The following is a 23,312-nucleotide window of genomic DNA, read 5'->3' as shown; positions in this document are numbered from 1 at the left end:
CCCGACCTTCATGAATACCCAGCCATCGGATTGGGCCATCGATGTTCATGGCCTGAGCAAACGCTTCGGTCCCACCCGGGCCGTCAACGGCATCGACCTGGCCGTCAGACCGGGCCGGGTCTACGGCCTGCTGGGTCCGAACGGGGCCGGAAAGACCACGACGGTGCGCATGCTGGCCACTTTGCTGCAACCGGATGCCGGCGACGCCCGTGTGCTGGGGCTCGACCTCCACCGGGACGCGCACCGCATTCGCCAGCGCATCAGCCTGACCGGCCAGTTCGCCTCGGTCGACGAGGATCTGACCGGCCTGGAAAACCTGCGACTGCTCGCCATGCTGCTCGGTTTTCGCGGCAAGGCCGGTCGCAAGCGCGCCGGAGACCTGTTGGACGCCTTCGACCTGGCCCAGGCCGCCGACAAGCAGGTGAAACATTATTCCGGCGGCATGCGGCGCCGGCTCGACATCGCCTCCTCGCTGATCGTACCGCCGGAACTGCTGTTCCTGGACGAGCCGACCACGGGGCTGGATCCGCGCTCGCGCAACCAGGTGTGGGACATCGTACGGGCGCTGACTGACGCCGGCACCACCGTGCTGCTGACCACCCAATATCTGGAAGAAGCGGACCAACTGGCCGAGCGTATCGCCGTGATCGACCACGGTCGGGTCATCGCCGAGGGCACCAGCAGCGAGCTGAAACGCATGGTAGGCTCCGGCACATTGCGGCTTCGCCTGCAACGGCCGGAAGACCGCCCCCGCGCCCAAACCTGGCTGACACAGGCATTGGAGGCCTCGGTGACGCTGGAAGCCGAACCCACGTCGCTCTCGGTCCAGTTTTCCGACACCCACAAGGCCACCGAAGCCCTGGCGGGCCTGTCACAGGCCGGCTTTCCGCTGGCCAGTTTTTCGATGGACCAACCGAGCCTGGACGAAGTCTTCCTCGCCCTGACCGGCCATCACTCGGATCCCGAACCCCACCGCGACGAGGTGGAGACAACCCCATGACCCAGACCGCCAACACCCCAAAAACGGCTCCGACGCCCTCCGCGCAGAACGGGCCCGACCTGAATACCCTGATGCACGCGGTCGAGAGACCCGCCCTGCCCGGCGCACCGGCCAACGTCATCGCCTTCGGCTGGCGTGCCCTGCTGAAAATCAAGCACGTGCCCGAGCAGTTGTTCGATGTCCTGGTCACACCGATCATGTTCACGGTGATGTTCACCTTTCTATTTGGCGGCGCCCTGGCCGGTTCGCCGCAGGAATACCTGGTGTTCCTGCTGCCCGGGATTCTGGCGCAGACCGTGGTGTTTACCGTCGTCTATACCGGTGTGACGCTGAACACCGACATCTCGAAAGGCATTTACGATCGCTTCAAGTCGATGCCGGTCTGGCACCCGTCGCCATTGGTCGGCGCCATGGTCGGCGATGTGATTCGCTACACCGGCTCGTCCGTCATCGTCTTCTTCATCGGATTTCTGCTCGGCTACCGGCCCGAAGCCGGCCTCGGCGGCGTAATACTGGCGATCGTGCTGCTCAACGCCTTCGCCTTCGGCATCGGCTGGGTGTTCACCACGCTCGGACTGCTGATGCGCACACCCGGTGCCGTCATGACGTTGAGCTGGCTGGTACTGATGCCGGTCACATTCGCGTCCAACATCTTCGTCGACCCGGCCACTATGCCGGACCTGTTGCAGACGATCATCGCGTTCAACCCGATCGCCCATCTGGTGACCGCGTTGCGGTCCATTCTCGCCGGCGCGGCGGACCCGGGCGGTATCGCCCTGGCGATGGTCGCCCCGATCGTGTTAACGGCGATCTTCGGACCGGTCACCATGCGCCTCTACCGACGCCAGCGCTGAACCCACCACTTGGGAGGGGGCGGTAAGCCGGACAATCCACCGACTTATCCCCCTCCAGCCTCAAGTATCCCCAACTTTGACCGATGACAAGGTATCCGACCTTGACCGGCTGCTATAGTTTGTAGCTCGGTATAACGACTTTGGGATCTCCTCCTATGCTCCGACTGCTCAAGAACGCGCGCTTGAAGTACAAGTTCTGGTTGTTGAACATTCTGGTATTCGCTGTGCTGTGCCTGTTGGTTCTGTATTCCATGCGCCAGATCGCCTCGGTATCCGGGGATGCCTTCACCACCGTGTTTTGGCAGACCGCGCCAAGCTTCGCCGGTGTGGTCGCGATACTGATGGTGTTGGAAATGCTCGGCTCTCAAGTCTTGATCAGCTTTATCGAGCGGCATGTGAACCGCCTGAAAACCACCATGGTCGAGGTGCAGAACAGCGGCGACCTGAGCCGACAGGCCGAGGTCGATTCCAGCGACGAGATTGGCGAGATGGCCGACGCCTTCAATGCCATGCAGGACCGCACCGCCGGTGTCATTCGCGGCATGAAAAGCGCCATCGAGCAGCTCCATTCCGAAGTGGCCCAGTTAACCGACGACGCCGATGCGCGGCGCGACGATCTCACTCGTCAGCAGGAAGGTGCGGATCGCTCGGCCGAGGTGGTCGAGACCATGTTGCAGAGTTTCCAGGGCATCGCCGCTCAGGCGGACGATGCGCGCGGGTTATCGAAGGAGGCCCGCAACGCCGCCGTGGAAGGCAGCCGCCAGGTGGCTCAAAGCACCGAGTCCATCCAGAAGCTGGCCGGCATCATCCAGACGGCAACCGAGAATGTCGGCGCCCTGGCGGACAATAGCAAGGAGATCACCCAGGCCGTGGAGGAGATTCGCGGCATTGCCGAGCAGACCAACCTGCTGGCCCTGAACGCGGCCATCGAGGCGGCCCGGGCCGGTGAACAGGGCCGCGGTTTCGCCGTGGTGGCCGATGAGGTGCGCAAGCTGGCGCAACGGGTTCAGGATTCGACCGATCAGATTCAGTCGACCATGGACCGGTTACTGGGCGCGATGGAGACGTCGGTCAGTCAGATGACGGACAGTTCGGGGCAGGTGACGATCTGTGTCGATGAGGCGACCCAGGGGCGCGAGGCGCTGGATGCGATCAATGAGGTGGTGTCGCGTATCGCAGATACCAATGAGTCTATCGCGCGGGTGTCGGATGAGCAGACGGGATCGACCGATGAGGTGTTGGCGAACGTTCAGGGGATTCGGGAGACGACCCAGAACATGGTGAGCCAACTGGTCGCCAGCGCCGAGATGAGTCACCGACTGAAGCAACTGATCGAGTCGCTCGAGTCGACCTCTTCGCAGGTATCCGTCAAATAGACTGAGTTGCCGATGGCCCGCGACGGCTGCCCGGTACGCTCCTCCGGGGTCGCGCGGGATGCCGCCCACTCAACCCATCCATGGGGGCTAGACCGCAACATCCATGTTGCGGACTTCCCCGGAGGAGCGCACCAGGCATCCGCCGCTTACTTAGGTGGCTAATTAGTCAAGTAGGTTGGATTAGCGCGAATGCGCGTAATCCAACAATCAACTCAACCTCCAATCTACCCCTTCAACAACTTCTGCAACCACCCCGAAATATCCCGAATCTCTTCGGGATGCACACTGTGCTCCATCGAATAGGTTTTGTACTCCACCGGATACCCCAGACGATTCAGTTCCTGAGCCGCATTCCGGCCGAGCGCTTCGGGAACGATGGGGTCGAAGGTGCCGTGGCCGACGAAGGTGGGGAGCCGGGCGTTGGTTTCGGAGCGTTGGATGTCGTCCGCCGTGGCGAAGTAGGTGGACAGGGCCATTAAGCCGCCGAGGGGTTTGGGGTGGCGCAGGGCGCATTCGTAGGCGACGGCGCCGCCCTGGGAGAAGCCGGCGAGGATGATGCGGCGGCTGTCGATGCCGCGTTCGAGTTCGCGGTCGATGAAGGCGTCGATGGCGGCGGCGGAGGTGCGCAGGCCCTGGGTGTCGACCTTGCGGTTGATGGTCATCTCGTAGATGTCGTACCAGGCGGGCATGACGTAGCCGGCATTGATGGTGACGGGAATTTGGGGGGCGTGCGGGAAGATGAAGCGGATGCCCAGGTCGTCCGGCAGGTGGAGTTCGGGGACTATGGGTTCGAAGTCGTGCCCGTCGGCACCGAGGCCGTGCAGCCAGATGACGGTGGCGTCGGGGTCGGGTCGGGTGCTCAGTTCGATGTGGGGCAGCAGGTCGGCCATATTGGTTGATGCGTCCGCTTGATGAGAATTCGGGGCGCATTATAGGGGTTGGATGCGGGTGAGCGCACGCCTGGTGTCGGTCGATTTTTGATCTATGCTTCGGGTCCGGTCGTATTCGTTGAACCATCAACCCTGTACGAAGGAGTGACCCCGATGCGTTTAAAGACATTGACGACTTCACTGTGTTCGCTGGCTCTGGCGGTGAGCGTGTCCGCGACGGCGTACGCCGAGATTGTGGCGGAACCGCACGTGTATCAGGTCGGCGAGATGAATTTCAAAGGCTATGTGGCCTACAACGAGAATCTGCCCGCGACCCGGGGCACGGTGCTGATCGTGCACGATTGGGACGGGCTGACGGAGTATGAAATGAGGCGCGCGGAGATGCTGGCGGCTCAGGGGTACACGGCGTTCGCTATCGATGTGTACGGCGAGGGTCGTCTGCCGACGTCGTTGGAGGAGAACCGGGCCCGCTCCGGTGAGATGTATTCGAACCGGTCGGCGTTTCAGCAGCGGTTGCAGGGGGCATTGGATGAAGTGACCAACATCGCTGGCGGCACGGACGATGTGGTGGTGATCGGCTACTGTTTCGGCGGTGCCGGTGTGCTGGAATTGGCGCGCACGGGAGCCGAGACGGAAGGTTATGTGTCGTTCCATGGTGGCCTGGGGTTGCCGGACGGGCAGAACTACAACAATGTGGCGGCGCCGGTCATGCTGCAACACGGTTCTGCCGATCCGGTCTCGGGCATGTCGGATCTGGCGGCGCTGATCGATGATCTGCAGGCGGCCGGAGTAGAGCATTCCGCGCAGATCCATGGCGGCGCCCGGCATGCGTTCACGGTCCACGGCAGCGGCGATTACGACCTCGAAGCCGACCAGGCCTCCTGGCACGCGCTTCTGGGCTTCCTGTCCGAGCGGCTTGATTGACTCCCTCTGCCCGACCACCCGGTCGGGCAGACGCACCCTTAACCTAAGGTGGCGTCGAGGAACATCATCACGCAGAAGCCGACCAGGAGCGTGAACGTGGCGAGGTTCTGAAAATGTCCTCGATGGGTCTCCGGGATGATCTCGTCACTGATGATGAACAGCATCGCACCGGCTGCGAAACCGAGCGCCCAGGGCAGCAAGGGTTCGGTCAGCCCCACCGCGACACTGCCGAAAAAGCCACCAACGGGTTCGGCGAGGCCGGTCAGAAACGCCACAGCGAACGCCTGCGTGCGCGTGTAGCCGATGGTCAGCATCGACGCTGCGACCGCGAGCCCTTCGGGTATGTTCTGTAGCCCGATCCCCAGCGCCAGAGCCTGACCGTTGGCGATGTTACCGCCGCCGAAGCCAACGCCCACGGCCATGCCTTCCGGAAAGTTATGCAGGGTGATGGCAATCACGAACAGCCAGACCCGGCTGAGCATGCGGGTGTCCGGCCCTTCCCGACCGATAAAAAAGTGCTCATGCGGCACGTAATTGTGAATGACAAACAGGATGATCGCCCCCAGCAGCAAACCGGCGATCACCACCGCCACGGCAACCGGTTCGGCGTACCCCAGTTCCAGCCCGTAGTCGATCCCCGGCAGAATCAGGGAAAACACCGACGCCGCTAACATAATCCCCGCCGCCAGGCTCAACAGCCCATCCTCGATGCGCTTCGACAACGTGCGGATCAAATACACCAGCACCGCCCCGACACCGGTACCCAGACCGGCCAGCAGGCTGTAAACCGTACCCATAACCACCAGGTTGTCGCTCACACCGTTTCTCCTATCGCCTGTATCTTTGGCTGATGTATGTCCACTACGGGCAGTCGTATTGAACTAGCCAGTGATCCGAGTGCCCCAGGGGCGGGTAGGGTCTCCAGGGACGTGGGCCGCAGGACCGTTTTTTGCTCCTGCAAAAACGGCACTTCCGCCATCCATGGCGGTCGGACTCGGCCGTCGAGCGTACAGGGATGTATTTACAGCGACCCTGGAAGGCCCTACCCGCTCCTGGGGCACGAATGCCCGACTCACATTCAATGGAACCACCGAGTTAACATTGGAACAATATTAGAAAGTCTATCTCCCCTATTGGCGGACCTGATCGAAATTGTTACAACAATCCACAACACTCGATTTCCACAGGAGTGTCATTTTGCGGCCATAACCGCTATATTCCAGTAGATAATAAAAATTGCCTTAACCCATGAACGCACCGTCGCTATACGCCGCGATCGACCTCGGCTCAAACAGTTTCCATCTGGTGATCATGAAGTCCGATGGACAATCCTTGCACTCCGTCGATTGCAAGCGCGAACTGGTGCGTCTGGCCGCCGGCGTCGACGCCAAAACCGGCCGCCTCAGCCGCGAGGCTCGCTCCCGGGCACTGCGCTGCCTGTCCCACTTTCACGATACCCTGAGCAAAATGCCCGACGCCCATGTGACCGCGGTCGGCACCAGCGCATTTCGACGCCTGATCGGTGACAAACGCTTCCTCAAGCTCGCCGAAGCCACACTCGGCCAACCGATCCGCATTCTCAGCGGCGACGACGAAGCCCGCTACATCTACCGGGGCGTATCCCACGGCCAGCCCATCGACCAGCACCGTTTCGTGCTCGATATCGGCGGCGGCAGCACCGAAATCATCGTCGGCCACGGCCGGCAACCCGAAGCCGTCGCCAGTCTCGACCTTGGCTGCGTCACACTCACCGCCCAGTTTCTCGACCACGACCGCCTGACCGACTATCACCTGTCCGCCTGCGAAGCCTATGTCGATGACCAATTGGCGCAGATCAAGCCCCGCTTCACCGGTCGCGACTGGGACGACGTCATGGGCTCTTCCGGCAGCATCAAAGCCGTTAGCTGGGCGTTGAGCAATCTGGGCCTGAGCGAAAACGGCGTGATCGAACGCAGCCAGCTCGACCGACTGCATCCGGTGCTGACCCAGGCCGACAGCCAACACCAGCTGTCCCAATTGCTGGAACTGAGCCCGCGCCGCATCGCCGTCTTCGCCGCCGGCTACATCATCCTGCACCGAGTATTCCACGCTTTCGACCTGGAGCGGATGCGCATTTCCTACAAGGCCATTCGGGAAGGGTTGATCGACGAGATGATCCGGCCGGACGTGCCCACGCACGCGGCCAGTTGACCCCCTATTCCCCTTTTTCGCTCCCCCATATTTAATTTACGAGTCGACCTAATTACCGAAAGACTCTAGACTGGCCGCTTCCCGCACTTGAAGACACTCCGGACCTCCATGAAGAAGAGCGATACAGAACAGATCCGGGCGGCCAATCGCGTCGACATCATCAATACCCTGCGTGTTTTTGGCCCCCTGGCCCGAGTCGACATCGGACAACGGACACGGTTGAGTCCGGCCACGGTCACAGCCATCACCTCGGATCTGGTCGCCGAAGGTGTGATTCGCGAGGTTCAAAAACCCGTCTCGGCCACCGGCCGCGGGCGCCCCCGAGTGCTGATCGGCCTGAATCCCGATCACGCCTCGGCTTTGGGCATCAAATTGTCGATCAATGAGATCCGCCTGATGCTGGGCGACCTGCAAGGCAACATCGTTGCGGAAACGGTGGTGACGGCGGATACCCAATCGCTCGACCAGGCCTCGTTGAACGATCTGCTGGTCGATCAGGCATCCCGTTTTCTGGAAGACTACCCGGATCACGCCCGCCGACTGGTCAGCCTGGGCGTCGCAATCCAGGGCATTGTGGACGCCCACCGGGGCTATTCGGTCTGGAGCCCGGCGCTGAGCATCAAGAATGTCAACATGACCGCGGCTCTGGAAGCCGCTTTCGAGTGTCCGGTCGAACTCGCCAACGACACCAACTGCATTGCCCACGCCATACACAAACACCCCGAGTACCTGCAAAAACCGGACTTCGCGGTCATCATGATCGGCTACGGTGTCGGAGGCAGTCTGATCCTGAACGGCGACCTGTACAGCGGTCACAATGGCGCCGCCGCTGAATTCGGGCACACCAAATACACTCCGACCGGTCCAACCTGCGCCTGCGGAAAAGCGGGCTGCATTGAAGCCTATGTCGCGGACTATGCGCTTTACCGGGATGCCCGGGCGTTAATCGATTTACCCGAAACCGATCGACGACATCCCTCAGAAGACGAGATGCGGCACCTCACGCAATTGGCCCGCGACGGCTCGACGCCCGCCCGCGAGCTGTTTGACCGGGCCGGCCGGGTGCTCGGTTTCGGCATCGCCAACGTGCTGGCCCTGATCAGCCCGGAACGCGTCGTCGTCACCGGTCCCGGTGTACGGGCGTACGACTTGCTGGAAGACAGTATCCAGGCGGGCATCCAGGAGGCCCTGATACCGGAGCTGGTGGGTCGCACCGAGATTCAATCCTACCCCTGGTCTGAAGACATGACCGGTAAGGGCGTCATCGCCCTGGCTCTGGGGCATTTCCGCTGAAATCAACCCAACTCCGGCCCCGTGCTTCCTGTCTGTTCTTGTAAAGCCAGAGCGGACACAAACGACACCCGCAGCCTGGAAATTCGCACAGACTCTGATAGCATCGCGCCCTCCCTGGTTTCCGGCCTCTCAATGTTCGCAGCCTTTTGCGACCCGATTCAGGTGCGTTCCGTACTCGCCAAGGAATGACGAGAGATCCCCAGGCAAACCCCAACCGACTCTTTGATTAGGAAGTACAATGAGAAAACAATTATATGTTGCCGCAGCTCTGGCATGCTCCCCTTTGTCCGCCGTATACGCCACCGAAATCAACATCAACCCTCTTGGGTTGATCATCGGCTCCCTCAATGGCAACGCATTGTTCACCCTCACTGAAGATGAAACCACCAAGGTGGGTCCGAGCTTTGGCTATCTGGGCCTGGACCTTGGCGATGTCAAATTAACAGCGACCACCATAGGTGTTCGGTTTGAAAAGTCCACGGCGACACAAGGATACGATGATGGCGCCTTTTTCGCTGCAAATGCCGGTTATACCAGCCTAACAGTTGAAGAAACCGACTCTTATTCCAGCACCAACTGCGAGGCCACAGCCACAGGCCTGACGGCGACCGGACTGGTCGGTTACGGCTGGTATTTCGACAACGGTTTTTCTTCGCGCGTGGCAGGTGGCTACACAGTGGGCAACCTGGACATTGAAGCCCAGTGCGATAACGAAGCAGAAACGGCGGCGGAAGCGTATGGCGGCCTGGCATTGGAATGGACACTGGGGTTCCGGTTCTGATCTCACGCCGAACAAACCTCGGCGACTTTTGTCGCTGAGTTAAGCGATCCGGACTGTCGGCTATGTCAGGGCCATTGCGCCGACTGGAACTTGCCAATTGTCAGTTCGGATCACGTCGAGATTTCTGTTATGTCGACCCTGGAGGCAATGTCATTAATTGGGCTCAATCGTTTTGTTTCGCAGCCCTTTGTTCCCCATGGCGGGGCTGACGACCTTAAACCCTATGGTTATCGTGAGGCTTGGGAACCAATTGAACCCTGTACCCCAGCTTGTCCAAAATCTTGAACATCGTTTTTAGAGTGGGGTTCCCATTTTCATCCAGCGCATTGTTCAAGGAACTGCGGTTCATACCCAGATCGTTGCTTAACCCCCGAATGCCGCCATCGTAGTTCTTTGCTATTCGACGAAGCGCAACCAAGAGCAGTGCTTCATCTCCTTCCTCCAGCACTTCATTCAGATAGGCTGCCACTTCCTCGGAATCCTGCATCCAGTTTTGGGCATATTCGTCGAGTGTCGCTGCTTTCTTTTCCATAGTGTGACCTTAAAAATTTGAAATTAATGTAACAGCTTCCAGGTCCGTTTAATTTCTTTGGCTCGCCTCACGTCCTTAGATTGAGTAGCCTTGTCGCCGACACAGGCAACGACATATATGGCCTCCCCATCCTGGAAGTAATAGATCCGATAGCCCGGACCATAATGGAGCCTGATCTCCGATACCCCCTCCCCCACAGGTTTCACATCGCCAAGATTACCCAATTCCAATTTGTCGAGTGCTAATCGAATTTTTGCCTTTGCCTTTCGATCCCTCAGTTCTTCAATGTCAGCCTGAACCTCGTCCGTTAACAGTACCTTCAACATCACCTCCTTCTGATCTTAAGTGTCCACTATAGTAGCCACTCTTTAGAGTGTCCACTAAAATAGTCACTCCTAATTTGCTTAATCTAGGAACGAGCACTTCAAATGCTGTTAGATTATCCGCAATGATGCAGGGAGGGGAGGCAGGATGGAAGAAAATAGATGTCGTCAGGTATGGACCGAGGCCGTATCCAGCCTCGGGAATCTGAGTTAGTAGAGTGTCGGATCATCCATACAAAATGCGATTAACCCGATTCTCCAGCATCTCTTGGCGACTGGACACGGGTTGGGGGTCGATGTCTTTGGCCACCGCGTATTCGGCCACGGCATCCAGATCCATCCGGCCACCCAGAATGTCTTGTCCCAGCGCGTTGTTCCAACCCTGATACCGCTGTTCGACGAAATCGCGCAGGGAACCGGACTCATACAATTCCGCTGCCTTGGTGAACGCCAGAGCCAGGGTATCCATGGCGCCGATGTGGGCGTGGAAGAGATCGTCCGGTGCAATCGAGGTACGGCGCAGTTTGGTGTCGAAGTTGAACCCGCCGGTGGTGAAGCCACCGGCTTTGATGATCTCGTAGCAGGCGAGCATCATGTCTTCCACGCTGTTGGGGAACTGGTCGGTGTCCCAGCCGTTCTGGTAGTCGCCGCGGTTGGCATCGACGGAGCCGAAAATGCCGAGCGCCGAAGCGGTGGCCAGTTCGTGCTGGAACGTATGGCCGGCCAGGGTGGCGTGATTCACTTCGATATTGACCTTGATCTCGTTCTCCAGCCCGTATTTCTGCAGAAAACCGAAGACGGTCGCAGTGTCGTAGTCGTATTGGTGCTTGGTCGGTTCCTGCGGTTTGGGTTCGATCAGGATCGCCCCTTTGAAACCAATCTTGTGCTTGTGCTCCACCACCATCTGCAGAAAACGACCGAGTTGCTCCTGTTCCCGTTTCAGGTCAGTGTTAAGCAGGGTTTCGTAGCCTTCGCGGCCGCCCCAGAGCACGTAGTTGGCACCGCCCAGGCGATGCGTGGCCCCCATGGCCTGTTGCACCTGGGAGGCAGCATAGGCGAACACTTCCGGGTCGGGATTGGTGGCCGCGCCGGCCATGTAACGTTTGTAGCCGAAGTTCTTGGCGGTGCCCCACAGCAGGCGCATGCCGGTGGCCTCCTGCTTGGCTTCGGCACGGTCGATCATTCGCGCGAGGTTGTCGCGGCTCTCGCGGATAGTGGCACCTTCGGGGGCGATGTCGTAGTCGTGGAAGGTCCAGAACGGAGCGCCGAGTTTGGCGAAGAAGTCGAATGCGACGTCCATTTTCTCGGTCGCGCGGGCCATGGGATCGCCCGGGGCCTGCCAGGGACGCTCGAAGGTGCCCTCGCCGAAGACATCGAAGCCGTCCCAACAGAAGGTGTGCCAGTAGCAGACGGCGAAACGCAGTTGATCTTTCAACGGTTTCCCAAGAACAATGCGTTCCGGGTCGTAGTGCCTGAACGCGAGCGGATTGGTCGAACGCGGGCCTTCGTACCGGATCGGTTCGATGCCCTCGAAATAGGTCGTCATGGTCTGTCCTCGCATTATTTGGGGTGGTTCAGAGACGACGTTCGTTGGTAGAGATCCCGATACAGCGCCAGACGCTCCCGGTAGTAGACTGCCCTGGCATGGTCAGGCTGATGGGTCTGCACAATCGCCGGTGGTGGGCAATGACGTTTCAAGGAATCGACGTCGTCCCCGGCCAAGCCAATCCGGGCCAGGCGGGCCGCACCCAGACCGGGACCGACTTCGCCACCGGCGCGGAAATGCAAAGGCCGTTGCAGCACATCGGCGATGATCTGGCGCCAGCGCTCGGAACGGGCACCGCCGCCGATCAGGGAAATATCATTCAACGGCGCATCGGCCTCGCGCAGGGCCGCCTCGCCGTCGGCGATGCTGAACGCCACACCTTCCAGGATCGCCAACGTCAAATCGGGCCGGCGCGTGCGGGCGGACATACCGAAAAACTGGGCGCGCGCATAGGCGTCGTTGTGCGGAGTGCGCTCACCGGTGAGGTATGGCAGAAAAGTCACCTCCGTCTCGGTTTGGCCGCTGTCGTCCAGCTCTTTCAACAGGCCAGCTACGTCCGTGCCCTGCAACCGTGCCCACCAATCCAGGCTGCTGGCGGCGCTGAGCATGACGGACATCTGGTGCCAGCGTCCGGGCAGGCAATGGCAAAAGGCATGCACCGTTTGTTCCGGTGCCGCCTTGTGCGCTTCGCTGACAACGAAGTAAACGCCGGAGGTCCCCAGTGAAATGAACCCCTGCCCCGGTTCGGTGACACCGACGCCGATGGCCCCGGCCGCGTTGTCCCCCGCCCCACCGACCACGGGGATGGGCGCCATATTCAAGGCCTCGGTCGCCTCCCGGTTCAAGGTCCCGCCGATTTGACTGCCTTCGATCAGTCGCGGCATGTGCTCGCGGTTAAGGCCGGTGGCATTAAGCAGAGCGTCATCCCAATCCCGCTTGGCCGGGTTCAACCAAAGGGTGCCGGCGGCATCGGACATCTCGGATATAAAGTCGCCCGTCAGGCGATAGCGCAAATAATCCTTGGGCAACAGAACCTTGGCCGTACGTCGGAAGATGTCGGGCTCGTGGCCGGCCACCCACAGCAGTTTCGGGGCGGTAAACCCCGGCATGGCGATGTTGCCGGAGCGTTCGCGGAAATCCGGCAGTGCGGCTTCGAGTTGACCGCATTCCGCAAAGCTACGGCCGTCGTTCCAGAGGATGCAGGAGCGTAAGACCTGACCGTCCGCGTCGAGCAGAACGGCGCCATGCATATGGCCCGCGAGGCCGATGGAGCGGATCTCGGACACATTCAGCGTCGCGCTCAGGCGCTGCAAAACGGCGACCAGAGCCTGCCACCAGGATTCCGGTTCCTGTTCGACCCAGAGCGGATATGGGCTTTGGGTGTCCAGCGCCTCGGTTTCAGTGGCGACCACATCGCCGTTGTTATCGATCACCACCGCTTTCAGGCCGGAGGTGCCGAGATCCAGTCCCAGATACATGATCGCCTCTTTTTTGTTCGCGTCTCGAAATTATAGATCGGGGTGACCTGGTCAGGTCAAATACTTTTAATGCCAAAAAATATAGAAAACAGCGGAGTCGAATACGAAAGGCGGGGAATGAGGGAAAAGTCGGAAGGGCCGCCACCTCGGTGTGGGCCTAACCACGACACCGGGGTGACGGATACCCGTTACGCGAGCGCGTCGCGAACCGCTTCCGACAGGGATGTGGTCGGGCGACCCAGGAGACGGCTCAAGTCGTTCCCGGAATCCGAAAGCCAGCCCTCGGCCGCACGTGCTTCGGCATCGGCAAGAATGGACGCGAACCCTTCCGGCAGGCCGATCTGAACAAGCATCTGTGTAAAGTCCTGCTCGGAGAGCGCACGATACTCGATAGATCGATCAGTCTGACGCGCGATTTCCCGGGCATAATCGGCCAATGTGAAGCCCTCGTCACCCGACAACTCATACACCCGGCCGGCTTCACTGTCGGCCGACGTCAGTACCCTCGCGGCCGCTTCGGCCAGATCATTGCGGGTCGCGGTGTTCAATACCCCCTCGCCCGCCGCACCGGCAACCATACCCGCCTGCAATACACCGCCCAGGGACTGGGTGTAGTTTTCGGTGTACCAGCCGTTGCGCAATAATACGGTCGGCAGACCCGACGCCTGCAGCGCTTCTTCGGTTTCCTTGTGTTCTTGCGCCAGAATCAGTGGGGACCTATCCGCCTTCAGGATGCTGGTGTAAGCGAGCAGTTCGACACCTTCCGCTTTGGCAGCGTCGATGACGGCCTGGTGATGGGGCATCCGCTGACCGACCGCATTAGAGGATATCAGCAGCAGTTTACTGACACCGTTCAGTGCGGCGGACAGCGTCTCGGGGCGGTCGTAGTCGGCTTCACGAATCGTAACGCCCTGTTCGCGTAATCCCTGGGCGTTGTCCGGGTTGCGCACCAAGGCAACAATATTGGATGCTTCAGTCCGGTTCAGCAGGTGTTGAATCACAAGCCGGCCCAGTTGGCCGGTAGCGCCTGTTACTCCAATCATGGTGTTTCTCCTCACGTGTGTCTGGAATTCGCACTCAGTGTGCGCGACACTCATCGTTCCGATAAGACCACCCAAACCGAATGGAGTGTTCGGCTTTTGAGTACAATAGACTTCTCTCATCTGCGCTTACTGGCCGTCTACACCACCGTGGTCGAAACCGGCAGCTTCGCGGCCGCCGCCCGCAAGCTGCACACCAGTCGATCGCGCGTCAGCGAACAGGTAGCGCAACTGGAAGCGGACCTCGGCGTGCGTCTACTGCAACGCTCGACCCGCCAGCTCACGGTCACACACGAAGGGCAACGGGTGTACGACCAGGCCCGGGCACTGCCCTCCATTCTGCAGGACGTCGAAGCTATCGCCACGCCGCGCGAGCCCAGCGGACGGGTGGCCATCACCTTGAATCACGACATCGCCCACAAATTCATCCTGCCCAGATTGGCGGACTTTCAGCGACGCTACCCCAGGATTCAATTGGACTTTGTCCTGAACGACGAACGGATGGATCTGGTCAGTGAGCAAATCGATCTCGCGATTCGCATCGGACTGCCACGAGACGATTCAGTGGTGGCCCGGGTCCTGTACGAAGAGGCGGTCACGCTCTTCGCCAGCCCCGCATTCGTCGACACGCACGGCTTGCCCGATACCCTGGCGGAGCTGGAAGCCGCTCCCTGGACGCTGCTGACGCAATCGCATCACGGCGATGTTGTGCGGTTAAGGCAGGGAGACCAGACCGTGGAAATTCGCCCGACAGTGTTCACCCGGTGCAATTCCCCGCTGTTGCTGCAACACCTGGTGTTGCGAGGCTATGGCATAGGCCCCATGCTGCCGGGCGTCATGCGGGCTGAAATCGAGGCCGGGCAGCTGATTCCGGTCATGCCTGAACTGTCGAGCGACCCCTTGGTGGTATCGCTGGTGTACCCGTCCCGCAAACAGTTGCCCGAACGAACGCGGGCGGTGGTGGACTACTTGATGGCAGAGCGATTGTTTCAGCAACCGGAGGGGCTCTGAACGATCAGCAATCCAGCGCTTTTCCGCGCCGGGCCATGGACACCGCCCGGCCGATGAACTCCTCTATTCGGGTTTCCGGGACCCGCTTTGTTTTGGTGAACCGGATGCACCCTTTGCCCAGGTTCAGACCGGCCAGAAGCTCGCCCTCCGGGTCGATGTCAGTGGTATTCCCAACGTACAGACTGACGTAACCGCGCTGCGCGTTCAGATGAAACACATATTGCCCGCCGAAGTAATACCCCAGCATTTTGTAGTGAATGCGCTCTTCAATGGCGTTGTCCTGCTGCAGAATCAGCGTTCGCAGAGCCTCCAGGGAGTCTTTTCGCCAATCGTCATCCAGAGCGCGCAGATAGGCGTCCGGCGTATCGACTTCATATTGCATGCTGCATCCTCCACCCGTCGGTAATCCGTTCCGGCAGTATAGACTGAACGGAGTGGGCCTCACATCCGTAGCATACTCGAATGGACGCGCATCAAATTGCCCACTCGTTCCGGACAGCACGAGCAATTCAGCACCAGCCGGGTAGATACCGACTCGGCGGATTCCAGCACCTACTGGACCCAGGTGTTTGGCACTCCGCGCGATTGAACCCTCAGTCGTCCGATTCGTCCTCTTCCTCCTGGCGAACCTGACGCTCTTCCTCTTCCATCAAAATGGCGTGAATCTCGTCCAGCACCCCTTCGACATCGGCGTTCGCTTCGTCGAGGTCGAATTCGCCGGTCAGTTCCAGCTCGGGGTGTAGGTCGCCGGACTTGTACAGCGACCAGATTTCCGGCGCATACCGTGTTTCTGCCAGTTCCGGGGCGAACTGGGCGTAGTAGCGCGTCATGTTGGCGACATCCCGCGCCAGCATGCGTTCGGCGTTGTTGTTGGCCGCGGCGTCGACCGCCTGGGGCAGATCGATGATGACCGGGCCATAGGCGTCGACCAGGACGTTGAACTCGGACAGATCGCCGTGGACCAGGCCGGCACAGAGCATCAGTTTGACGTAATGCATGACCAGGGCGTGGTCTTCGAGAGCCTGTTCGTGGGTGAGAATGACGTCGTTCAGGCGGGAAGCGACTTCGCCGTCGTCGTCCGTCACCAGCTCCATCAGCAATACGCCGTCGACGCAGCCGAAGGGTTCCGGCACCCGTACGCCGATGTCGGCCAGGCGGTACAGCGCGTCCACCTCGGCGTTCTGCCAGGTGGACTCCTGTTGCCGGCGGCCATATTTGGAGCCTTTCTCCATCGCCCGGGCGCGGCGGCTGTTGCGCACTTTGCGCCCTTCCTGGTAGGTCGCGGCCTGTTTAAAACTGCGTTTGGCGGCATCTTTGTAGACCTTGGCGCAGCGGATGTCGTTGCCGCAGCGCACCACCCATACGGAGGCTTCCTTTCCGCTCATCAGCGGGCTTATGACTTCATCGATCAGGCCGTCTTCAATCAGCGGCAGGAGTCTCTTGGGTGGTTTCATTCGTGCGGGCGTGTCTCTTGGGTGCGGAAATGGCGGTCTGGCGGCCGGGTGATGTGAGGGGCTATTGTAAAGAAGCGCGACGCCGGTGAATAGTGATTGACGCCAGCCCGGGCAATCTATACTGTGCGCCTCAGCTTAAGAAGTTAGTCTTACCTTGTTGAAATCGCAGTTCGAAGTCCTTTTGCAGTCTAGCAACCTGTCTATTGTGCCTCGCCAGTTTCACCTAGTAATCACAACCTTTCTTAGCATGACCCGCCTGACTTCAGGCACACACACTTTAGATATTTAAGGAGCCTAACATGGCTACTGCTACCGGCACTGTAAAATGGTTTAACGAAGCGAAAGGTTTTGGCTTTATCGAGCAAGAATCCGGCGCTGACGTCTTTGCACACTTCAGTGCCATCACCGGCACGGGTTTCAAAACCCTGGCCGAAGGCCAACGCGTTGAGTTCACCATCACGCAGGGCCAAAAAGGCCTTCAGGCCGAGAACATCGTCGCCGTATAACGACGACTCTCATTGCCGGGCCGCATGCGGGCCGGCATAGACCATCTCAGAATGGTCGACTCAAAAAAGCGGAACCCAATGGGCTCCGCTTTTTTTGTTCCTGTACCCCCGACCTCACTCCGGTAGCTTCGAAGCCCAGAGCGCCAGCTTGTGCCGCATCCCCTGTTGCGAGATCTGATCGTTGGGCAGTGGCTGAATCAGTCCATCGTGCACCAGCAACCGGTAAATGAATTCGATCTTGACTTCGGCGGAGTCCGTCGGCTCGAACTGCACCACACCCCGCGCCTCACCGTATTTGATGCCGGTCTCAATGGCCTTCTTGACCAGTTCCTTCTCGTTCTTGAGCTTCTTCATGGTGATACGGACCTCTTCGCTTGGCATCCACAAGATGGTTCACCACAAGCATAGCTCACTGTCACGGATCCAATAACCCGCCGGTCACCCATCCACGGCCACCAAATCGCACCAGGAGCGATCCTGCAGGGGTGCGTTCATCGCCCACCGATGGGTCAATCGAAAACCGTCCGCATTGAATTGAAACACCAACTCACTGACGAACCCGGCCAGCGAACCCCCGCCCTCGAAACCAAAGGCATGGACATCGTCTTCATCGCGCCTTTGCTGATGCACGGAGACGGAAGGCAGCTCATCCATTTGCGTGTGGATGGACGGGACTCCCCCCTCGTCCACACCGATAAGACCGCATTCGTAGTGAACCTGGGTGCCGTCCTCGATACGGACAGCTCGGTAGGAATAATTGTATGCCTGGGTGTTCTCGACTGGCTCGACAAGGAAGGTTCCCTCGAAGTCTTCACCTTCGTGATTGACGCCCTGGCCGACGTATCGCCGTGTTTTGAATTCCATATGCAATGCTCCTTGTCACTTGTCTTTTATTACTTATTCTCACTATGAAAAGTATTCACCCTTGATAAATTTGAATCAGGTTGCCACACGTATCCGCGAATATCGCAATGGTCACCTCTCCCATATCCGTTGGATCCATTGTGAACCTCACATCCTTTCCTTTTAGTCGCTCATATTCCGCTTGTACGTCGTCGACTTCAAACGCCGTGATCGGTATCCCTTGTTCCATCAGGGCATCCTGAAACTGCCGTGCAGCCGGATTATTATTGGGTTCCAGCACAAGTTCAACATCCTTGGGTCCGTCCGCCGACACAACGGTCAGCCACCGGAATTCACCGACCGGTATGTCTTTGGACAGTTCAAAACCGAGAATCTTGGTGTAAAAGGTCAGTGCTTTTTCCTGGTCATCAACAAAAATGCTGTTCAGTTTGATCTTCATAGCGCCTCCCACATGGCAACGTACTATCGTTTAGGTTGAGCCACCAGAATAGCCGTTACCTTTAGGAATAACTTCTTCAATCTTGCGGTTTACTTCATCTTCCCCGGCATCAGGGAAAAACACCCCGGAATCAGGCTATCGGGCAAGGTGGGCCGAACCTTTCGCTGTGATCGATAGCGGTACCGAAAAGCACGGGGAGACAGGCCGACCTGTTGTTTAAACTGGGTCGTGAAGCTGCCTGTGCTACTGCATCCTGTATCCATACAGATTCGGGTTACGCTTATATCCGTAGTCAGCAACCAATCCTTGGCTTTGTCTATCCTGGCGCGGATTTGACACTGGTTCGGGGTCTCTCCAAACACGGATTTATACAACCGGATAAAATGGAAAGTGGATAGACCCACGGATCGTGCGACTTCGGGAACCGACAGACTGTCAGCATCGGCTTGTCGCAGTAAAACTCGGGCTTTACACAACCGATTCAACAGATGTTTGTGGAGCATAGTCGCCCCCCTCTATAGTGAAAAGCTTTCAAGCCGGGTATACCGCCTAGCAACTATGGCCCATTTACGAATCGGGGACAATCCATCGGGGGCGGTCAGGTCTCCTGGTGGTACCTCTCACTCGCTCTCTCAGTGCCGTTTTTGGGAACTCCCGTGTCGTGATTGACAATGCCGGCCGCCACACAGCAGCCATGTTTAGGGCCGTCCACCCGGCTGACAAGAGGACCAGGCCATGACGACTCACTCCAACGACAACCCGCTGCTGTCCACGTACCAGGAACGTGCCGCCGAGGCACGGCATACCACCAGTGTCGACCAGTCCGGTCGCAAGGTGCCCATCAACCTGCGCCAGTCCGGGCCGACACCCGTGGAGATGCTGATTTCCACCCGGGTGCGGAAGTCGCCGTATTGGCATCTGTCGGTGGAGTCCGGGTGTTGGCGGGCCACCGTTTACAACCGCATCTACCATCCGCGCGGCTACGTCCGTCCCGAGGAAGGCGGCGCCATGGTGGAGTACAACGCCCTGATCAATGACGTGACCATGTGGAACGTGGCCGTCGAGCGGCAGATCCAGGTGAAAGGGCCAGACGCCGAGGCCTTCGTCAATTATGTGATCACCCGCGATGCGACCAAGATCAAACCGATGCGCGGCAAGTATGTGATCCTGTGCAATGAAGACGGCGGCATCCTCAACGACCCGGTGTTGTTGCGCGTCGCCGAGGATGAGTTCTGGTTTTCACTGTCCGACAGCGACCTGGAAATGTGGCTGCGCGGCGTGAATCTGGGCATGGGCTACAACGTCAGCATTGCTGAAATCGACGTCGCGCCGGTCCAGATTCAAGGGCCGAAATCCGAAGCCCTGATGACGGATCTGTTCGGCCCGGCCGTCAAGGAATTACCCTACTACGGCCTGATGGAAGGCCAGGTCGAAGGCTGCGATGTGATCGTTTCGCAAACCGGGTTCACCGGTGAAAAGGGCTACGAGATTTATCTGAAAGACGCCACCCTGCACGCGGAAACCTTGTGGTATGCGGTGCTCGCCGCCGGCGAAAAACACAACCTGCGCGTCATTGCCCCGGCCCACCACCGTCGCATCGCGGCGGGCATTTTGAGCTGGGGGCAGGACATCGATCAGGAAGTGATTCCCTTCCAGTGCAACCTGGCCTACCAGGTGCCACGCAACAAGGACGCCGACTACGTCGGCAAGCAGGCGCTCGAACATGCGCGTGCACAAATCGAGGCGGGCGATCCGCCGTTCGAACTGGTCATGGTCGGGCTGACCTTTGGTGGCGCACCGGTGACCGATTACGCCAACGACTTCTGGTTGCTCACCGAAACGCCGGACAGCGACGCCATCGGTTACGTAACCTCGCCCTGGTATTCCCCGGAACTGGAAACCAACATCGCACTGGCGTTTGTGCCCTGGGAATCCAGAGACCTCGGTACCCGATTGACCGTACACCTGCCCCCGGAATACGCGACCGCCGATGGCACCACCGCGGTCGGTGCGGAGATCGTCGATGTACCCTTCCGCCCGTCGGTGAACCCCAACGCGCGTGAACGGGCCCGGTCCAAGGGCATCGATTTCGTCGACTGACGGCATCGATTGAAAAAGGGGGAAGGCACCATGCTCCACTCCGAGCCGGCAAACGGTCGGCCTGGCGATACGACGGCGGGCGCTCTGAACAGGCTGATTCAGGGCGCCTCCCTCGAAGCCACGCCCAGGCAGATCCTGGGGACTCCGTCCCTGTCCACGATGTTACCCCGGGGCTTGTCGGTCTATGTGCCGTTTCTGCCGAAGGCCGAGTTTTCCGAAACATTGGCGGCTTGCCATCGGCTATTGGCGGAGGGTTTTGTGCCCATCCCCCACCTGCCGGCGCGGGCGGTGTCGAGCATGGCGCAATTGGACGGTTGGCTGTCCGATCTGGCCGGCTCCGGTGTGCATCGGCTGTTGCTCATCGCCGGGGACACAGGCAAGTCGCTCGGCCCCTTCGCCGACACCCTGGCCGTGCTGGCGTCCGGCGCTTTGCTCCGTCACGGTTTCAGGAACATCGGCATCGCCGGCCATCCGGACGGCCATCCCGTCGCTTCCCCCGTCGAATTGAAACGGGCCCTTGCGGTCAAACAGGACTACGCCCGCCAAACCGATTCGCGACTGTGGATCGTCACCCAGTTCACCTTCGAAGCGGAGCGAGTACTGAGCTGGCTGAACGACAACGCGACCGACCTGCACCCCTGGCCGGTGTACGTCGGCTTGCCCGGCCCGAGCGGACTGAAAACCCTGCTGGCCTATGCCGCCCAATGCGGAGTGGGCACCTCGGCCAAACAGGTCCTGAAACGACCGGGCACGACGCGACTGCTGCGAGCCTGGACGCCGGATGGCGTGGTCGACAACCTGGCGCACTACCGGGCCAGGCATCCGGACTCACCCTTAGCGGGGCTCCATCTGTTTCCGTTCGGGGGGCTGCAGAAAACCGCCCAGTGGCTGCACAGCCGACGCCTCGAAGCCGACCCCGCCGGTGACAACGACTCACTCAATCGCACCCAGGAGACAGGACCATGAGCACCCAGACCGATACCGTCGCGCCAAGCACGCCCGACTGGCCCGCGCCCGGCACACCGGACATCGAAATCGCCCGGTCGGTACAGCCGCAACCCATACTGCCGTTGGCGCAACAACGGCTGGGATTATCGGCCGACAGTCTGGTGCCGTTCGGCCACTACAAAGCCAAGCTCGATCTTACTCACATGGGGAATTTGAGCGCACAGCCATACGGCAAACTGGTGCTGGTCACGGCCATCACACCGACGCCCGCCGGTGAAGGCAAGACCACCACCAGCGTCGGTCTGAACGACGGTCTCAATCAGTTGGGTGTGCGTTCGTCGGTGTGCTTGCGCGAGCCTTCGCTCGGCCCCTGTTTCGGCATGAAAGGCGGGGCGGCCGGTGGCGGACGTGCGCAAGTCATTCCGATGGAAGACATCAACCTGCATTTCAACGGGGATTTTCACGCCATCACGGCGGCGCACAACCTGTTGGCGTCACTGATCGACAACCATCTCCATTGGGGCAACGAAGCCGACATCGACCCGCGACGCGTCACCTGGCGACGGGTGCTGGATTTGAACGACCGCTCGTTGCGCAACACTCTGACCGGTCTCGGCGGCGCCGCACATGGCATTCCCCGGGAAACCGGCTTCGACATCACGGTCGCCTCGGAACTCATGGCGATATTGTGTCTGGCGGAAAACCAATCCGACCTCCACCGTCGACTGGGCGACATCATCATCGGCCAGCGGCGGGATCACAGTCCGGTTCGGGTGCGGGACCTGGGTGCCGAAGGGGCGATGACAGTGCTGTTGAAAGACGCCCTGAACCCGAACCTGGTGCAAAGCCTGGAACACAACCCGGTGTTCATTCACGGCGGCCCGTTCGGCAACATCGCCCACGGCTGCAATTCGGTCACGGCCACCCGGGCGGCCTTGTGCCTGAACGATGTCGTCGTCACCGAAGCCGGTTTTGGCGCCGACCTCGGCGCGGAAAAATTCATCGACATCAAATGCCGACAGTCCGGTCTGCGGCCGGATGCGGCTGTGCTGGTGTGCACCGTGCGGGCGCTGAAACTGCAGGGCGGCGCACGCAAGAAAGACCTGGCCAACCCCGACGTCGCCGCCTTGCGGGCGGGCGCCGTGAACCTGGAACGCCACATCGACAACCTGCGGCAGTTCGGCTTGAACCCGGTGGTCTGCGTCAACCGTTTCCCGACCGACAGCGACGAGGAATTGTCGACCCTCACGGCCCTGTGTCGGGACCTCGGTACCGACGCCGTTCTGGCCAGCCACTGGGCCGACGGCGGACCGGGCGCGACCGAACTGGCCCAAGCCGTAATGGATCGGCTCGAACAGGGAACGCCCGACATCCAGTTGCTCTACGAAAACAGTCAGCCGCTGGCCGAGAAAATCCACACCATTGCGACGCGGCTGTATCGCGCGGGTTCGGTCAGCTTCACTCGCGAAGCGCAAAAACAGATCGAGGAATACGAGGCGCTCGGCTTCGGCCACCTGCCGGTGTGCATCGCCAAAACCCAATACAGTTTCTCGGCCGACCCGACGTTGCTTGGTGCGCCCGAAGGGCACGACCTGCCGGTTAAACGACTGACCCTGTCGGCCGGCGCGGGTTTCGTGGTGGCCGTCTGCGGCGACATTATGACCATGCCGGGCCTTCCAAAACGACCCGCAGCCCTGGACATGACGCTGGATGAACACGGGCTGATCGTCGGACTGTCGTGAGTATTGCCGATACCGCGACCG

25 protein-coding genes are annotated in these 23,312 nt (G+C 60.0%); 12 read left to right on the top strand and 13 right to left on the bottom strand.

Translation table 11 applies throughout. The features are described from left to right. Nucleotides 1–10 precede the first annotated feature (10 nt). The 3 genes from IE111_RS03365 (at nt 11) to IE111_RS03355 (ending at nt 3,230) form a co-directional block, all read left to right on the top strand. Complete coding sequence (locus IE111_RS03365) at nt 11–1,000, top strand: ATP-binding cassette domain-containing protein (protein ID WP_189607093.1); 990 nt, start codon at nt 11–13, stop codon at nt 998–1,000. Beyond that, entirely contained in the window at nt 997–1,854 is an 858-nt protein-coding gene (locus tag IE111_RS03360) for an ABC transporter permease (RefSeq protein ID WP_189607092.1), read from the top strand. Before IE111_RS03365 ends, IE111_RS03360 begins: the two co-directional genes overlap by 4 nt. 155 nt (nt 1,855–2,009) lie before the next feature. Beyond that, nucleotides 2,010–3,230: a methyl-accepting chemotaxis protein gene (locus IE111_RS03355; protein WP_189607091.1), complete on the top strand. Its 1,221-nt coding sequence runs from the start codon at nt 2,010–2,012 to the stop codon at nt 3,228–3,230. Nucleotides 3,231–3,454: 224 nt separating this feature from the next. On the opposite strand, the gene IE111_RS03350 is transcribed toward IE111_RS03355, so the two are convergent. Continuing rightward, complete coding sequence (locus IE111_RS03350) at nt 3,455–4,120, bottom strand: alpha/beta hydrolase (protein ID WP_189607090.1); 666 nt, start codon at nt 4,118–4,120, stop codon at nt 3,455–3,457. A 153-nt stretch (nt 4,121–4,273) separates the two neighbouring features. On the opposite strand from IE111_RS03350, the gene IE111_RS03345 reads away from it, so the two are divergent. After that, the gene (locus IE111_RS03345) at nt 4,274–5,044 is read left to right on the top strand and encodes a dienelactone hydrolase family protein (RefSeq protein WP_189607089.1); all 771 of its coding nucleotides are present in this window, start codon (nt 4,274–4,276) and stop codon (nt 5,042–5,044) included. Between the two features lie 38 nt (nt 5,045–5,082). On the opposite strand, the gene IE111_RS03340 is transcribed toward IE111_RS03345, so the two are convergent. Further along, nucleotides 5,083–5,862: a ZIP family metal transporter gene (locus tag IE111_RS03340; protein ID WP_268245012.1), complete on the bottom strand. Its 780-nt coding sequence runs from the start codon at nt 5,860–5,862 to the stop codon at nt 5,083–5,085. Between the two features lie 430 nt (nt 5,863–6,292). Between IE111_RS03340 and IE111_RS03335 the strand changes: the two genes are divergently transcribed. The 3 genes from IE111_RS03335 (at nt 6,293) to IE111_RS03325 (ending at nt 9,308) form a co-directional block, all read left to right on the top strand. Further along, the gene (locus IE111_RS03335) at nt 6,293–7,234 is read left to right on the top strand and encodes a Ppx/GppA family phosphatase (RefSeq protein ID WP_189607088.1); all 942 of its coding nucleotides are present in this window, start codon (nt 6,293–6,295) and stop codon (nt 7,232–7,234) included. Nucleotides 7,235–7,342: 108 nt separating this feature from the next. After that, the gene (locus IE111_RS03330; RefSeq protein WP_189607087.1) at nt 7,343–8,527 is read left to right on the top strand and encodes an ROK family protein; all 1,185 of its coding nucleotides are present in this window, start codon (nt 7,343–7,345) and stop codon (nt 8,525–8,527) included. Nucleotides 8,528–8,765: 238 nt separating this feature from the next. Beyond that, the gene (locus IE111_RS03325) at nt 8,766–9,308 is read left to right on the top strand and encodes a hypothetical protein (RefSeq protein WP_189607086.1); all 543 of its coding nucleotides are present in this window, start codon (nt 8,766–8,768) and stop codon (nt 9,306–9,308) included. Nucleotides 9,309–9,522: 214 nt separating this feature from the next. Here IE111_RS03325 and IE111_RS03320 read toward each other — a convergent pair whose 3' ends face one another. From IE111_RS03320 to IE111_RS03300, 5 genes are all read right to left on the bottom strand, one after another. After that, entirely contained in the window at nt 9,523–9,840 is a 318-nt protein-coding gene (locus IE111_RS03320) for an addiction module antidote protein (RefSeq protein ID WP_189607085.1), read from the bottom strand. Between the two features lie 23 nt (nt 9,841–9,863). Continuing rightward, complete coding sequence (locus tag IE111_RS03315) at nt 9,864–10,166, bottom strand: type II toxin-antitoxin system RelE/ParE family toxin (RefSeq protein ID WP_189607084.1); 303 nt, start codon at nt 10,164–10,166, stop codon at nt 9,864–9,866. A gap of 223 nt (nt 10,167–10,389) precedes the next feature. Then, nucleotides 10,390–11,709: a xylose isomerase gene (gene xylA / locus IE111_RS03310; protein ID WP_189607083.1), complete on the bottom strand. Its 1,320-nt coding sequence runs from the start codon at nt 11,707–11,709 to the stop codon at nt 10,390–10,392. Between the two features lie 14 nt (nt 11,710–11,723). After that, nucleotides 11,724–13,187 carry a xylulokinase gene (gene xylB, locus IE111_RS03305; RefSeq protein ID WP_189607082.1) on the bottom strand — a complete coding sequence of 488 codons (1,464 nt, stop codon included), beginning with the start codon at nt 13,185–13,187 and terminating at the stop codon, nt 11,724–11,726. Nucleotides 13,188–13,375: 188 nt separating this feature from the next. After that, nucleotides 13,376–14,230 (bottom strand): SDR family oxidoreductase, encoded by an 855-nt coding sequence (locus tag IE111_RS03300; RefSeq protein ID WP_189607081.1) that lies wholly within the window; start codon nt 14,228–14,230, stop codon nt 13,376–13,378. Between the two features lie 96 nt (nt 14,231–14,326). Here IE111_RS03300 and IE111_RS03295 point away from each other — a divergent pair, with 96 nt between their 5' ends. Then, the gene (locus tag IE111_RS03295) at nt 14,327–15,238 is read left to right on the top strand and encodes a LysR family transcriptional regulator (protein ID WP_189607080.1); all 912 of its coding nucleotides are present in this window, start codon (nt 14,327–14,329) and stop codon (nt 15,236–15,238) included. Nucleotides 15,239–15,242: 4 nt separating this feature from the next. Here IE111_RS03295 and IE111_RS03290 read toward each other — a convergent pair whose 3' ends face one another. Then, entirely contained in the window at nt 15,243–15,620 is a 378-nt protein-coding gene (locus tag IE111_RS03290) for an iron chaperone (RefSeq protein WP_189607079.1), read from the bottom strand. A gap of 211 nt (nt 15,621–15,831) precedes the next feature. Then, nucleotides 15,832–16,692 (bottom strand): PA4780 family RIO1-like protein kinase, encoded by an 861-nt coding sequence (locus tag IE111_RS03285; protein ID WP_189607078.1) that lies wholly within the window; start codon nt 16,690–16,692, stop codon nt 15,832–15,834. Between the two features lie 299 nt (nt 16,693–16,991). On the opposite strand from IE111_RS03285, the gene IE111_RS03280 reads away from it, so the two are divergent. Next, on the top strand, nt 16,992–17,198 hold the full coding sequence (locus IE111_RS03280) for a cold-shock protein (protein WP_189607077.1): 207 nt from the start codon (nt 16,992–16,994) through the stop codon (nt 17,196–17,198). A 114-nt stretch (nt 17,199–17,312) separates the two neighbouring features. On the opposite strand, the gene IE111_RS03275 is transcribed toward IE111_RS03280, so the two are convergent. The 4 genes from IE111_RS03275 to IE111_RS24775 all read right to left on the bottom strand — a co-directional run bounded on the left by IE111_RS03275 (nt 17,313) and on the right by IE111_RS24775 (nt 19,004). Continuing rightward, nucleotides 17,313–17,552, bottom strand: a complete 240-nt coding sequence (locus IE111_RS03275; protein ID WP_189607076.1) for a DUF5062 family protein — start codon at nt 17,550–17,552, stop codon at nt 17,313–17,315. An 84-nt stretch (nt 17,553–17,636) separates the two neighbouring features. Then, nucleotides 17,637–18,062 (bottom strand): hypothetical protein, encoded by a 426-nt coding sequence (locus IE111_RS03270; RefSeq protein WP_189607075.1) that lies wholly within the window; start codon nt 18,060–18,062, stop codon nt 17,637–17,639. A gap of 55 nt (nt 18,063–18,117) precedes the next feature. Next, a complete protein-coding gene (locus tag IE111_RS03265) occupies nt 18,118–18,501 on the bottom strand; it encodes a VOC family protein (RefSeq protein ID WP_189607074.1) in 384 nt (127 codons plus the stop codon). 89 nt (nt 18,502–18,590) lie between these two features. Then, a complete protein-coding gene (locus IE111_RS24775) occupies nt 18,591–19,004 on the bottom strand; it encodes a helix-turn-helix domain-containing protein (RefSeq protein WP_373300849.1) in 414 nt (137 codons plus the stop codon). Nucleotides 19,005–19,236: 232 nt separating this feature from the next. Between IE111_RS24775 and IE111_RS03255 the strand changes: the two genes are divergently transcribed. Genes IE111_RS03255 through IE111_RS03245 form a run of 3 tightly spaced genes read left to right on the top strand, consistent with a single transcriptional unit; the run spans nt 19,237 to nt 23,291 of the window. Then, nucleotides 19,237–20,601, top strand: coding sequence for a glycine cleavage T C-terminal barrel domain-containing protein (locus IE111_RS03255; RefSeq protein ID WP_189607073.1), 1,365 nt, complete (start codon nt 19,237–19,239; stop codon nt 20,599–20,601). Nucleotides 20,602–20,631: 30 nt separating this feature from the next. Beyond that, nucleotides 20,632–21,567 (top strand): methylenetetrahydrofolate reductase, encoded by a 936-nt coding sequence (locus tag IE111_RS03250; protein ID WP_189607072.1) that lies wholly within the window; start codon nt 20,632–20,634, stop codon nt 21,565–21,567. Further along, entirely contained in the window at nt 21,564–23,291 is a 1,728-nt protein-coding gene (locus IE111_RS03245) for a formate--tetrahydrofolate ligase (RefSeq protein ID WP_189607071.1), read from the top strand. Before IE111_RS03250 ends, IE111_RS03245 begins: the two co-directional genes overlap by 4 nt. Nucleotides 23,292–23,312: the final 21 nt, after the last annotated feature.

The organism is Saccharospirillum salsuginis, from assembly GCF_014651855.1.
GTDB lineage: Bacteria > Pseudomonadota > Gammaproteobacteria > Pseudomonadales > Natronospirillaceae > Saccharospirillum > Saccharospirillum salsuginis.
This window is presented reverse-complemented; position numbering and strand designations above follow the sequence as displayed.